Annotated in this window: 11 protein-coding genes; 5 read left to right on the top strand and 6 right to left on the bottom strand. The window is 73.2% G+C overall.

The window, feature by feature from the left end:
* Positions 1 to 116 precede the first annotated feature (116 nt).
* Complete coding sequence (locus tag AW27_RS19075) at positions 117 to 2,351, top strand: acetate--CoA ligase family protein (protein WP_037924908.1); 2,235 nt, start codon at positions 117 to 119, stop codon at positions 2,349 to 2,351.
* A 43-nt stretch (positions 2,352 to 2,394) separates the two neighbouring features.
* Positions 2,395 to 3,198, top strand: coding sequence for an enoyl-CoA hydratase/isomerase family protein (locus AW27_RS19070; RefSeq protein WP_037924906.1), 804 nt, complete (start codon positions 2,395 to 2,397; stop codon positions 3,196 to 3,198).
* A 109-nt stretch (positions 3,199 to 3,307) separates the two neighbouring features.
* Here the strand turns inward: AW27_RS19070 and AW27_RS19065 are convergent, their stop codons facing one another.
* Positions 3,308 to 4,102, bottom strand: coding sequence for a VOC family protein (locus AW27_RS19065; RefSeq protein ID WP_037924903.1), 795 nt, complete (start codon positions 4,100 to 4,102; stop codon positions 3,308 to 3,310).
* A 202-nt stretch (positions 4,103 to 4,304) separates the two neighbouring features.
* Here AW27_RS19065 and AW27_RS19060 point away from each other — a divergent pair, with 202 nt between their 5' ends.
* Entirely contained in the window at positions 4,305 to 4,991 is a 687-nt protein-coding gene (locus AW27_RS19060) for a flavin reductase family protein (protein ID WP_236647733.1), read from the top strand.
* A gap of 100 nt (positions 4,992 to 5,091) precedes the next feature.
* Here the strand turns inward: AW27_RS19060 and AW27_RS19055 are convergent, their stop codons facing one another.
* Genes AW27_RS19055 through AW27_RS19045 form a run of 3 tightly spaced genes read right to left on the bottom strand, consistent with a single transcriptional unit; the run spans position 5,092 to position 8,289 of the window.
* Complete coding sequence (locus tag AW27_RS19055; RefSeq protein WP_037924898.1) at positions 5,092 to 6,159, bottom strand: Zn-dependent alcohol dehydrogenase; 1,068 nt, start codon at positions 6,157 to 6,159, stop codon at positions 5,092 to 5,094.
* The gene (locus AW27_RS19050) at positions 6,156 to 7,355 is read right to left on the bottom strand and encodes an acyl-CoA dehydrogenase family protein (RefSeq protein ID WP_037924896.1); all 1,200 of its coding nucleotides are present in this window, start codon (positions 7,353 to 7,355) and stop codon (positions 6,156 to 6,158) included. Before AW27_RS19050 ends, AW27_RS19055 begins: the two co-directional genes overlap by 4 nt.
* Before the next feature lie 13 nt (positions 7,356 to 7,368).
* The gene (locus AW27_RS19045) at positions 7,369 to 8,289 is read right to left on the bottom strand and encodes an SDR family oxidoreductase (protein WP_037924894.1); all 921 of its coding nucleotides are present in this window, start codon (positions 8,287 to 8,289) and stop codon (positions 7,369 to 7,371) included.
* A 108-nt stretch (positions 8,290 to 8,397) separates the two neighbouring features.
* Between AW27_RS19045 and AW27_RS19040 the strand changes: the two genes are divergently transcribed.
* Together AW27_RS19040 and AW27_RS19035 are read left to right on the top strand one after the other, a co-directional pair.
* The gene (locus tag AW27_RS19040) at positions 8,398 to 9,324 is read left to right on the top strand and encodes a cyclase family protein (protein ID WP_037924891.1); all 927 of its coding nucleotides are present in this window, start codon (positions 8,398 to 8,400) and stop codon (positions 9,322 to 9,324) included.
* A gap of 146 nt (positions 9,325 to 9,470) precedes the next feature.
* Positions 9,471 to 10,190 (top strand): hypothetical protein, encoded by a 720-nt coding sequence (locus AW27_RS19035; RefSeq protein WP_052031073.1) that lies wholly within the window; start codon positions 9,471 to 9,473, stop codon positions 10,188 to 10,190.
* 220 nt (positions 10,191 to 10,410) lie between these two features.
* Here the strand turns inward: AW27_RS19035 and AW27_RS19030 are convergent, their stop codons facing one another.
* Both AW27_RS19030 and AW27_RS19025 read right to left on the bottom strand, forming a co-directional pair.
* Positions 10,411 to 10,899 (bottom strand): ATP-binding protein, encoded by a 489-nt coding sequence (locus AW27_RS19030; RefSeq protein ID WP_037924889.1) that lies wholly within the window; start codon positions 10,897 to 10,899, stop codon positions 10,411 to 10,413.
* A gap of 401 nt (positions 10,900 to 11,300) precedes the next feature.
* Positions 11,301 to 12,203: an acyl-CoA dehydrogenase family protein gene (locus AW27_RS19025; protein ID WP_037924887.1), complete on the bottom strand. Its 903-nt coding sequence runs from the start codon at positions 12,201 to 12,203 to the stop codon at positions 11,301 to 11,303.
* Positions 12,204 to 12,205: the final 2 nt, after the last annotated feature.

The following is a 12,205-nucleotide window of genomic DNA, read 5'->3' as shown; positions in this document are numbered from 1 at the left end:
ACCTCCATCAGCTTTCCCGCGCAGCACTGTTCCTGACGGCACGTCAGTTCAGTAATCTGACTACACGTCAGTTATTGAGTTCCATCGAGGTTCATCGAGCAGGAGCGGGCGGAACGATGCTTGGATCTACTCACGGCACCCTCACCACCGACTTCCGCGCACGCGTCGAGGCCTGCGGGGAGACCCCCCGGACGGCCGTCCATTCGTCGGCGGCGCCCTCCGCCGACGACGCGATCCCCCTGGACGTCAGCGGGCGGCCGCTGCACGCCGACGTGCCCGACCTGGACCGGTTCTTCCGGCCCCAGTCCGTCGCGGTCGTCGGCGCCTCCGACGCCGAGGGCCGACCCAACACCGGGATCACCCGCCAGCTCATCGCCTGGGCGGAGCGCGTCGGCGCCCGGATCCACCCGGTGCACCCCACCCGCCCCGCCGTCTTCGGGCTGGCGTGCCACGCCTCCGTCGCCGACCTGCCCGAACACGTGGACCTCGCCGTCCTGCTGGTCTCCGACCCGCTGCCGGTCATCGAGGAACTCGCCGACACCAAGGTGAAGTTCGCCGTCGCCTTCGCCTCCGGCTTCGCGGAGACCGGCGGCGCGGGCGCCGCGGCCCAGGAGCGCCTCGCCGCCGCCGTGCAGCGCTCCGGCCTGCGCCTGCTGGGCCCGAACACCAACCTCAACGCCTTCGAGGAGTTCCGTGACGACCTCGACGGCCCGGCGATCGCCCTGATCACCCAGTCCGGCCACCAGGGCCGCCCCGTCCACACCCTCCAGGAGCTCGGCATCCGCCTCTCCCACTGGGCGCCCACCGGCAACGAGGCGGACCTGGAAACCGCCGACTTCATCTCCTACTTCGCCCAGCAGCCCGAGGTCGGCGCCATCGCCTGCTACGTCGAGGGCCTGAAAGACGGCCGGTCCTTCCTCCTGGCGGCCGACCGGGCCGCCCGCAACGGCGTCCCCGTCGTCGCCGTCAAGGTCGGCCGCACCGAGACCGGCGCCCGCATGGCCGCCTCCCACACCGGGAAGCTGACCGGCGCCGACACCGTCGTGGACGCCGCCATGCGCCAGTTCGGCGTGATCCGCGTCGACGGCCTCGACGAGCTCCAGGACACGGCGGCCCTCCTCGCCCGGGCCCGCAGGCCGCAGGCCGACGGCGTCGTCGTGTACTCCATCTCCGGCGGCACCGGAGCGCACTTCTCGGACCTGGCCACCGAGGCGGGGCTGACCCTGCCCACCCTCCCGCAGGCCAAGCAGGACGAACTCCACCAGTGGATCCCGCCGTACCTGAACGTCGCCAACCCCGTCGACAACGGCGGCCACCCCGTCGGCGACTGGCGCGGCCGGAAGATCATCGACGCGCTCCTCGCCGACCCCTCGGTGGGGGTCCTCATCTGTCCGATCACCGGCCCCTTCCCGCCGATGAGCGACAGGCTCGCGCAGGACCTGGTGGACGCCGCCGAGCAGACCGACAAGCTGGTCTGCGTGATCTGGGGCTCCCCGGTCGGCACCGAGGACGCCTACCGCACCACCCTCCTCGGCTCCTCCAAGGTGGCCACCTTCCGCACCTTCGGTAACTGCATCACCGCCGTACGCGCCTACCTCGGCCACCACCGTTTCACCACCCGTTACCGCTCGCCCTTCGAAGACGCACCGCGCACGCCGTCGCCCTCGTACCGCAAGGCGCAGGCCCTCATGCGGCCGGGACAGCAGCTCAGCGAGCACGCCGCGAAGCAGCTGCTGCGCGCCTACGGGATACGCGTGCCCCGCGAGCAGTTGGTGACGAGCGCGGCGGCGGCCGTACGGGCCGCCGGGCTGGTCGGCTACCCGGTGGTGATGAAGGCCTCCGGCCCGCAGCTCGGCCACAAGACCGAACTGGGCCTGGTGAAGATCGGCCTGACTTCCGCGAGCCAGATCCGCGACGCGTACCGGGAACTGACGGACATCGCGCGGTACGAGAACGTCCCGCTCGACGGGATCCTGGTCTGCCAGATGGTGGAACGTGGCGTGGAGATGGTCGTCGGGGTCACCCAGGACGACCTCTTCGGGCCGACCGTCACCGTCGGACTGGGCGGCGTCCTCGTCGAGGTCCTGGACGACGCGGCGGTCCGCGTCCCCCCGTTCGGCGAGGACCAGGCCCGCGCGATGCTCACGGAGCTGCGCGGCCACGCCCTCCTGGAGGGCGTCCGGGGTGCGCCCCCGGCCGACACGGACGCGCTGGTGGAGGTCGTCCTCCGGGTGCAGCGCATGGCGCTGGAGTTCGGCGACGAGCTCTCCGAACTGGACATCAACCCGCTGATGGTCCTCCCCCGCGGCCAGGGCGCGGTCGCCCTGGACGCCCTCGCCATCTGCCGCTGATGCCGCACCGGCCGGCCCGGCCGCACCGAACGGGAGCTACGCGATGACCGCCGCACCCGAGGACGATGTCCTCCACCGCACCGAGAACAACGTCTCGTGGATCGTCCTCAACCGCCCCGAGGCGATGAACGCCGTCACCTGGGACCAGCGCGAGCGCGTCATCGCGCTGCTCGCCGAGGCCACCGCCGACCCCGCCGTCCGGGCGGTCGTCCTGACCGCCACCGGCAAGGGCTTCTGTGCGGGTGCCGATCTGCGCGGCGGCCCCGTGACCGGCGGCGATCGCGTCGCCGGGGACGTGGCCCGCATGATCCGCCTCGGCGCGCAGCGTCTGATCACCGCGGTGCTCGACTGCGAGAAGCCGGTGATCGCCGCGGTCAACGGCACGGCCGCCGGCATCGGTTCGCACCTCGCCCTCGCCTGCGACCTCGTCATCGCCGCCGCAGGGGCCCGCTTCATCGAGGTGTTCGTGCGCCGCGGCCTGGTCCCGGACGGTGGTGGCGCGTACCTGCTGCCCCGCCTGCTCGGCCCGCAGAAGGCGAAGGAGCTGATGTTCTTCGGCGACGCCGTCCCGGCGGCCGAGGCCGAGCGGCTCGGCCTCGTGAACAGGGTGGTTCCGGCGGAGGAGCTGGAGGCGGCCGCCCGGGAATGGGCCGAGCGGCTGGCCCAGGGCCCGACCCGGGCCCTGGCCATGACCAAGCAACTGGTCAACGCCTCTCTGGACGGGGACCGGGCGGCCGCGCTGGCCGCCGAGGCCGCCGCTCAGGAGATCATCATGACCACGGCCGACGCCAACGAGGGCGTGGCGAGCTTCGTGGAGCGCCGCGCGCCCACCTACCGGGGCCGCTGACCAACGCCGGCTCCGCCCCGCGGCCTCGGCGTACTCGCGCGGTCCGACAACACAGCGAGGTGCCGTGCCGGGGCCGTGCGGCGGCGAGCCTTCCCGGTCACCGCACTCACTAGCTGCGCGGTTCGGGCCGCAACAGCGCGAACACCGCGCCGAAGGGGTCCGCGAGCCAGCCGATCCGCCCGACGTCCGGTACGTCGGCGGCCGGCATCAGGACGGTCCCGCCGCTCTCCTCGGCCCGGGCGGCGGTGGCGTCGACGTCGCTCACATGGAAGTAGGGCACCCAGCGGGCGTCGCCGCCGTCACCGCCGCCCGCGCCCTCGCCGAGCGGTGCGACCCCGCCGAAGGAGGCGTCCGCCAGGTCACCGTCGGCGGTGCTCAGGACCCGGTACGTCATGCCGGGAACCTGCATCTCGGCGTGGCGCCATCCGAACAGCCCGGCGTAGAAGGCGATGTCGGCGACCGGGTCGGGTACGTGGAGCTCCGCCCAGACCAGCGTGTTCTCGGCGGAGGCGACCTCGAAGCCAGCGGTGTTTCCCGGCTGCCAACAGGCGAACTCGGCGCCCTGCGGGTCGGTGAACTGCGCCAGCCGGCCCTCTCCCATGACGTCCATGGGCTCCGTCCGGACCGTCCCGCCGCCCGCCCGTACGGCCTGGGTGGTGGCCTCGATGTCGGGGGTCATGAAGTGGTGCATCCAGGCCGAGCGGGCGCCTTCCTCGGTGAGCGGTCCGAGGGCGGCGACGGTCTTGCCGTCCTGCCGGAAGAAGCCGTACCCGCCGGCCTCAGGTCCGGCGGAGACGAACTCCCAGCCGAAGACGGCGCCGTAGAACGCGGCGGCCACTCCGGTGTCGGGGCTCCCGAGGTCGAGCCAGTTGGGTGATCCGGTGCGGAAGTCGGTGCCGAGCATGGGCCCTCCCGGGGTACGGCGGCGGTACGGGTCGCTGCCACGATGCCGAGCCTGCCTCGCCGACTGCGCCCACGCCCCCGCCCGCACGGCCGGTTTCACCCGTGCGGGTGCGTCCGCGGTGACCAGCGTCGGGCCCGGTACCGAAGGGGTGGCCGCCCACCCCTTCACATCTGACGAACCGTCAGTTTCAATCGGAGGTGTGATGGGACACGCAGGGATGGCGGCCACCGTCGTCCGATACCTCAGGTCAGCCGGCTCCCCCACCGCCGCCTCGGCACAGCGGGACCCCGAGTCCGTCGACGCCCTCCCGCGTCCCGATCTGCGGGCCGTCGGCGACGACGAGCGCGCGCCGGTCGGTCCGGCCGAGTTCCGGACCGTCCTGGGGAACTTCGCGAGCGGTGTCACGGTCATCACCGCGCCGCCCGGTGGGGAGGCGGACCGGGACCGGGACGGGGACGGGGGCCGGGACGGGGACGCGGACCAGGAAACGGACGGGCCGGCCGGGTTCGCCTGCCAGTCCTTCGCCTCGCTGTCCCTGGACCCTCCCCTGGTCACCTTCATGGTGGCCCGCACCTCGACCACCTGGCCGCGGATCGCCCGCGCCGGGGTGTTCTGCGTCAACATCCTGGGAGCCGAGCAGAGCGAGCTGTGTCGGGCCTTCGCCGTCAGCGGCGCGGACAAGTTCGCCGGGGTGGCCCACACCCCGGCCCCCGTCACCGGGTCCCCGCGGCTCGCCGCCGTGCCCGCATGGATCGACTGCCGGATCCACGCCGTCCACACGGGCGGCGACCACCTCATCGTCGTGGGCCGGGTCGTGGCCATGGGTGCGGCAGGGGAGGGCGATCCGCTCCTCTTCCACAAGGGTCGCTTCGGCCGCCTCGCCGAGTGACGAGCGCCGTACCGCCCGGCCGGCGCGGCGCCACCGGCAGCAGAACGCCGGCCGCCGGTCCGTCCCCGGGGGCGGACCGGCGGCCGGCGCCGGCGGCGGTTCAGAAGGTGAGCACCCCGCGGGCCACCCGCCCGTGGTGGGCGTCGTCGACGGCCTTCGCGAAGTCCTCGACCGGGTAGACCTCGGTCACCAGCTCGTCCAGCAGCAGCCGGCCCTGCCGGTAGAGCTCCGCGTACAGGGCGATGTCGCGCTGCGGGCGCGAGGAGCCGTACCGGCAGCCCATGATCGTCTTGTCGAGGTACATGGACGAGACGCGGAAGGACGCCTCCTCCGTGAAGCCGGGGACGCCGAGCAGCACCGCCTGACCGTGCCGGTCGAGGAGGTCCACGGCCTGGCGGATCAGCGTGACGTTGCCCACGCATTCGAAGGCGTGGTCCGCGCCGGTCGGCAGGATCTCGCGGACCGCGGCCGAGGAGTCGGCGACCGCGGACGCGTCGACGAAGTGCGTGGCCCCGAACTTTCGCGCCACCGCCTCCTTCGCCGGATTGGCGTCGACCGCCACGATCGTCGTGGCGCCGGCGATCCGGGCGCCCTGGAGCACGTTGAGCCCGATGCCGCCGGTGCCGATCACGACCACCGTCTCGCCGTGGTCGACGCGGGCCCGGTTGAGGACCGCGCCCACCCCGGTCAGGACCCCGCAGCCGATCAGCGCCGCCGACGTCAGCGGGATGTCGGCCGGAATCTTCACCGCCTGCACGGCCCTGACGATCGTCCTCTCCGCGAAGGCGGAGTTCGAGGCGAACTGGAAGAGGGGCGTGCCGCCCCGCGAGAACGGCTGCCCGGGCGCCCCGATCGCCTTGCGGCACATCGTCGGCCGGCCCCGGTCGCAGTCCGCGCACGCCCCGCAGTTGGCCAGTGTGGACAGCGACACGTGGTCGCCGGGGGCCACGTGCGTGACGCCCTCGCCGACGGCCTCCACGACCCCGGCGCCCTCGTGCCCGAGCACCACCGGCGGCGGGAACGGGATCGTCCCGTCCATCACCGACAGGTCGCTGTGGCACAGCCCGGCCGCGCCGATCGCGACGAGCACCTCCCCCGGCCCCGGATCCCGGACCTCCAGGTCGTCGACCACCCGGGCCTGCTTGCCGTCGAACACGACGCCTCTCACCTGGACTCCTTCGGCAGGCCGAGCACGCGCTCGGCGATGATGTTGCGCTGGATCTCGTCCGAACCGCCGTAGATCGTGTCGGCGCGGGTGAACAGGAACAGGCGCTGCTCCTCGTCGAGTCCGAGCTCGTACGGGAGCTCCGGCTCCCAGCTGCCCGGCCCGGCCGCGGCCGCCGCCCCCCGGACCTCCACCGCCAGCTCCCCGAGCCGCCGGTGCCAGCCGCCCCACAGCAGCTTGGCCACGCTGGGCGCGCCCGGACCGCCCTGCGCGCCCAGGGTCCGCAGCGCGTTCCAGCGCATGGTGCGCAGCTCGGCCCACTGCCGTACGAGGCGGTCGCGGACCACCGGGTCGGCCGTGCCCGAGGCGGCGTACCGGCCGAGGACCCGTTCCAGCTCGGCCGCGAAGCCGATCTGCTGAACCAGCGTGGACACCCCCCGTTCCAGGGCGAGCAGGCTCATGGCCACGGTCCAGCCGTCGCCCTCCCCGCCGACGGTCTCCGCAGCCACCGCCCCGTCGAAGAACACCTCGTTGAACTCCGCGGTCCCCGACATCTGCCGGATCGGCCGTACCTCCACGCGGCCGGGCTGGTCCATCCGTACGAGCAGGAAGGACAGCCCGCGGTGACGCTTCGACCCGGGCTCGGTGCGGGCGAGGACGAAGCACCAGTCGGCCTCCCGGGCCAGGGAGGTCCAGATCTTCTGCCCGGTGACGCGGTAGAGCCCGTCGGCCGGGTCGCGGACGGCCGCGGTGCGGATGCCCGCCAGGTCGGAGCCTGCGCCCGGCTCGCTGTAGCCCTGGCACCACAGCTCCTCGCCGCGCGCGATGGCGGGCAGGAAGCGGCGCTGCTGCTCCCGGCTGCCGTGGGCGATCAGGGTGGGCGCGAGGAGGTTCTCGCCGATGTGGCCGACCCGGCCGGGGGCGCGCAGCGCCGCGTACTCCTCGGCCCACACCACCTGCCCGGTCAGTGAGAGCCGCCGCTGCCCGTACGTCCCTTCCGGAGCCTCCCAACCCTGCCCGATCCAGCCGCCGCGGCCGAGCTCCCGCTCCCAGGCGCGCCGGGCCTCCACGCCCTCGTGCTCGCTGCCCGGCCCGCCGAGGCCGACGGCGTGCGCGTACGGGCCCACGAGGTGCTCGGCCAGCCACGCGCGGGCCCGTCCGCGCAGTTCCTCGTCCTCGGTCCCGAAGCCGAAATCCATGCCGCGCCCCCCGTCAGGCGTTGGGACGGTCCTTGGCGGATGCCGCTTTGGCCATGGCGTCGAGCTGCGCCAGCATCGGCATGGGGTCCGTGCCGACCGTCCCGGGCAGGAAGTCAGCGATCTTCTCCGGGGTCCAGGAGCCTTCGGCGTATCCGGCGCGCAGCTCGCGCGGCTGCGCCCAGACGGCGATCTTCGGGCCGGCGATCGTGTAGACCTGCCCGGTGATCCGCTCACCGCCGATGGCGACGGCCTTGTCGGAGAGCAGGTAGGTGACCAGCGCCGCGACGTCCTCGGGCTCGCCGATCTCCTTGAGCTCCATGGGGACGTTCGCGGACATGCGGGTGCGGGCGACGGGCGCGACCGCGTTGGCGGTGACCCCGTACTTGGCCAGGCCCAGGGCCGCGGAGCGGACGAGGGAGATGATCCCGCCCTTGGCGGCGCTGTAGTTGGCCTGGGCGACCGAGCCCTGGTGGTTGCCGCTGGTGAAGCCGATCAGGGTGCCCGATCCCTGGCGGCGCATGACGGCGGAGGCGGCGCGGAAGACGGTGAAGGTGCCCTTGAGGTGGGTGGCGAGAACCGGGTCCCACTCCTCCTCGCTCATGTTGAACAGCATCCGTTCGCGCAGGATGCCGGCGACGCAGGCGACCCCGTCGAGGCGCCCGTACCGCGCGAGAGCGGTGTCGACGACGCGCTGGCCGCCCGCCATGGTCGAGATGTCGTCGGCGACCGCGACGGCCTCCCCGCCGGCGGCGAGGATCTCCTTGACGACGCCGTCGGCTATCTCGCTGGTGGGCTCTACGCCCTCGATGCCGACGCCGTAGTCGTTGACGACGACCTTGGCGCCCTCGGCGGCCGCGGCGAGTGCCACGGCCCGCCCGATGCCCCGGCCGGCGCCGGTGACGGCGACGACCCTGCCTGCCAAGAACTTCCCCACGCCCGGCCCCTTCCCGCGTTTTCTGACGGACCGTTAGATTCTATGGGTAGCCGGATGCACGTGCACAAGACCTCGTTGCCGCATTCACCCAAGGAGCTGTCGAAGCCCATGACCCTGCCCGCCGAGTTCCACGACATCGCCAAGCGCGTCAACAACTGGGGTCGCTGGGGCGCCGACGACGAGACCGGCACCCTGAACCTGATCACCGGCGACGTCGTGCGGCGCGCGGCCGCGGAGATCCGCAGCGGCCTCCGCATCCCCCTCGCACTGCCCCTGAAGGAGGACGGGGTCCAGGTCGGCATGATCCCCGGTCGGATCAACCCGCTGCACACCATGGTGCAGATCAACCAGGAGCTCTTCGGACCGGGCACGGTGGCGTGCAGCGACGACGCCGTCAGCATGGGCCTCCAGGCGGGCACCCACTGGGACGCCCTCACCCACGTCTCGCACTCGGGCCGGATCTACAACGGCCGCCTGGCGGGCACCATCACGGCGCACGGGCGGGCCGAGTTCAGCGGCATCGACAAGGCCGCCCCCATCGTCTCGCGCGGGGTGCTCCTGGACGTGGCCCGCGCCAAGGGCCTCGACCGGCTGCCGGGCGGCCACGCGGTGACCCCGGCGGACCTGGCGGAGGCCGAGGAGTTCGGCCGGGTCGCCGTCCGCCCCGGCGACATCGTCCTGGTGCGCACCGGCCAGATCCAGGTCTACCTGGCGGGCGACAAGCACGGCTACGGCTTCCCGTCCCCCGGGCTGTCCGTCCGCACACCCGAGTGGTTCCACGCGCGGGACGTGGCGGCCGTCGCGAACGACACCCTGACCTTCGAGATCTTCCCGCCGGAGATCGAGAATCTGTGGCTGCCGGTCCACGCCCTGGACCTGGTGGAGATGGGCATGCACCAGGGCCAGAACTGGAACCTGGAGGGGTTGTCCACGGCCTGTGCGGAAGAAGGCCGGTACGCCTTCCTCCTGTCCGCCATGGCGGAGCCGTTCGTCGGCGGCACCGGCACCCCGGTGGCCCCGGTGGCCGTCCTCTGAGACGCGTCCGCGCAGGGGGCGGGGGCGAGGGCGGGAGCACCCGGCGGCCGGGGCCCGCACCGGATGGGAACCATGTTGTGTCCATGACGCGTCACCGTTCTCGCGTCACCCCCCGCTCCTCACCACCCCCAGCGCTGGAGAAGCACATGTCCAACCCGTACCAGGCGCCCCCACCCCCACAGCCGCCGCCCTTCACCCCGGGGGCCCCGCAGCGGCGCGGGAGCAACAAGTTCGTCGTCTTCCTCGTCCTCGCCCTGGTCGTCGGCGGCGCCTACGGCGCCTCCAAGGTGCTGCGCGAGGACGACGGCAAGCCGTCCGGTTCGGTGTCCGCGTCCGCGTCGCCCTCCGCCAAGCCCACCGCCAAGGACCCCGGCTCCCCCGAGTCCTCCTCCGACACCTCCGGCGCCTGGAAGGTCGGCGACTGCGGCGGCCCCGACCCCTCCAAGGGCGCCGACGCGTACAAGCGGACCGGCTGCTCCGACTCCGGAGCCTCCTTCAAGGCCATCGACATCAAGGACGCCAGCTTCCTGCCGGGCTCCATCCAGTGCCCGCCGGGCACCGACGTGATGATCGAGGTGAGCATCTCCTACAACGGCGGCGCGTCGAGCGGCATCCCCACCAACACCGTCTGCGGCCGCAACCTGTCCAACGACCACCCCGGCGACGCGGGAGCCGGCGGCGGCCAGCTCGTCAAGGGCGACTGCGTGACCTCCCAGGCGAAGGAGGTCCCCTGCGGCAGCTCGGGCGCGCAGAAGGTGCTCGGCCTGGTCGAGACGAAGGAGGAGTGCCCCTCCGGCACCACGAACCCCATCCGGCTGACCATCGCCGTGGGCCGCCCCTACGACGTGATCTGCACCGACGGCTGAGCTCCGACCCGGCGCCGCCGCACTCCGCCACCCGGATCGCCGGGCCGCGGCGCGCGCCGCGGTGTACTGCGGGTGGCGGCGGCGCGCATGCACGCCCCGAGCACGGCACGGCAGCCGCCACCCGGCGACCCGCACTCGTCAAGGCGTGTCCTTGGCGTCCCCTCGCGTCGAATCGCTCGACACCAGGGTGATCAACGGGTGACGAACCGTCAACACCTCGTTAGAGGTACACGCGCGGTTCCCGCCCCGGAGTGTGAACTTCGGCAGGGCGGCAGGAGGCTTCGTCCGACGCACTGCTCGTCGCGGCGTCCGCCTCCTCCTTGTGGCAGCGGTCGACCTCGCACCAGATCCGCTTGCCGGCACCCTCGCGTTGCCAACCCCACCGGTCCGCGAGTCCGTCCACCAGCTCCAGGCCGCGCCCGCCCGTGTCCTCGCCGCATGCCTGCCGGCGGGCCGGCGCCCGGTCGCTGGCGTCGGCCACCTCGACCCGCACCCCCGGCCCCCCGAACAGCATGCGCAGCACGGCCGGACAGCCCGTGTGCACGACGGCGTTCGTGACCAGCTCGGAGATCAGCAGGATCAGCGTCTCGGCGAGCGGTTCGTCATCCCCTATGCCCGACCCCGCGAGCCGGGACCGCGCCCACCGTCGGGCCCGGCCGACTTCGGCCGGATCCACACCTACTTCCAGCTGAACCTGAAGCACCTGCACCGCTCACACCATCCGAACCGGCGGACACTTCGCCTCGCGACAGGACGGGATCACCGAACGTGACCCCCTTCCGTAGCAGCATGGTTGACCTACAGTCACCACAACAAGCGCTTCGGGCATATTCACGCGCGAAGGAGTGGGCGTGATGCATACTGTGCGACGCTCACGCCGCTCAACCGCTCGCATTCGTCGGAGCGTACCGGAGCAGCCGCCCGACTCCGGGCCGTAACGGGGTGGGCGAAGGACACAAACCGATATCAACTCTCTGTAATCGGACATGCGTCCCGCGTCGTTGCTCCCGTGCCCCTCTCGACCCACCCGTCACACGCCACACACCGCCGCTCCCCCGGCCGGTCACCCCGCCGATCACCCCGCCGGTCACCCCCTGGCCATCCCGTCGGTCAGCCCGCCGAATCCAGCAGCTCCTCCGCCAGCAGCTCCTCCGCCTCCGCCGCCGTCCGCCACTGCTCGGCCCGCACCCAGGCCCGCTTCAGATGCAGGTGCACGTCCGCCTCCCAGGTGAAGCCCATCCCCCCGTGCACCTGCAGACAGTCCCGTGCGTTGCGCACGGCCGCCCCGTCCGCGAGCAGCTTCGCGCCCGCCGCCTCCCCCCGGTCCCCGGTCACGGCCGCCGCGTACACCGCCGTACGGGCCACCTCCGCCCGCACCAGCATCTGCGCGCACAGGTGCTTGACCGCCTGGAACGCCCCGACGGGCTGCCCGAACTGCTCGCGCTCCCCCGCGTACCGCACTGCCAGCTCCAGCGTCCGCAGCGCGCTCCCGACCTGGAGCGCGGCCGTCAGCAGCGCCCCCTGCGGCACGTACGCGTCCAGGTGGACGCCGTCCGGTCGCACCACCCGGTGCAACGGCGTCAGCGGGTCCACCGCCCGCACCGGCTCACCCTCCGGGAGCGCGGCCGCCCCCAGCACCGCGTCCGCCTCGCCCAGGTACGCCACCAGGTCCCCGCCCAGGTCGAACGCGGTCACCACGGCCGTTCCCGCCGCGGCCCCCGGCACCACCCCGGCCGCCAAGTGCGTCGCCACCAGCGGCCCCGGCACCAGGGCCCGCCCGGCCTCCTCGAAGGCGATCACCGCCTCCGGCAGCGCCAGCCCCACTCCGCCCTCGGACTCCGCCAGCCGCAGCGCGAAGAGGCCCGCCTCCCCCAGCTCGCGCCACAGCCCGCGGTCCACGGCCGCGCCCGCCTCCACCGCCGCCCGCAGCTCCCGGCGGCCGTACCGGCCCTCCAGCAGGGCTCGTACGCCCGACCTCAGGTCCCTCTGGTCCTGCGTCGGCTGGAAGTCCACGC

The organism is Streptomyces sp. PCS3-D2 (assembly GCF_000612545.2).
Taxonomy (GTDB): Bacteria; Actinomycetota; Actinomycetes; order Streptomycetales; family Streptomycetaceae; genus Streptomyces.
This window is presented reverse-complemented; position numbering and strand designations above follow the sequence as displayed.

What these genes read in the sequence shown, in the direction of transcription:
- AW27_RS19035 (WP_052031073.1), top strand. Translation starts at nt 9,471, where the DNA reads ATGTCCAACCCGTACCAGGCGCCCCCACCCCCACAGCCGCCGCCCTTC.
- AW27_RS19060 (WP_236647733.1), top strand. Translation starts at nt 4,305, where the DNA reads ATGGGACACGCAGGGATGGCGGCCACCGTCGTCCGATACCTCAGGTCA.
- AW27_RS19075 (WP_037924908.1), top strand. Translation starts at nt 117, where the DNA reads ATGCTTGGATCTACTCACGGCACCCTCACCACCGACTTCCGCGCACGC.
- AW27_RS19070 (WP_037924906.1), top strand. Translation starts at nt 2,395, where the DNA reads ATGACCGCCGCACCCGAGGACGATGTCCTCCACCGCACCGAGAACAAC.
- AW27_RS19050 (WP_037924896.1), bottom strand. Translation starts at nt 7,355, where the DNA reads ATGGATTTCGGCTTCGGGACCGAGGACGAGGAACTGCGCGGACGGGCC.
- AW27_RS19040 (WP_037924891.1), top strand. Translation starts at nt 8,398, where the DNA reads ATGACCCTGCCCGCCGAGTTCCACGACATCGCCAAGCGCGTCAACAAC.
- AW27_RS19065 (WP_037924903.1), bottom strand. Translation starts at nt 4,102, where the DNA reads ATGCTCGGCACCGACTTCCGCACCGGATCACCCAACTGGCTCGACCTC.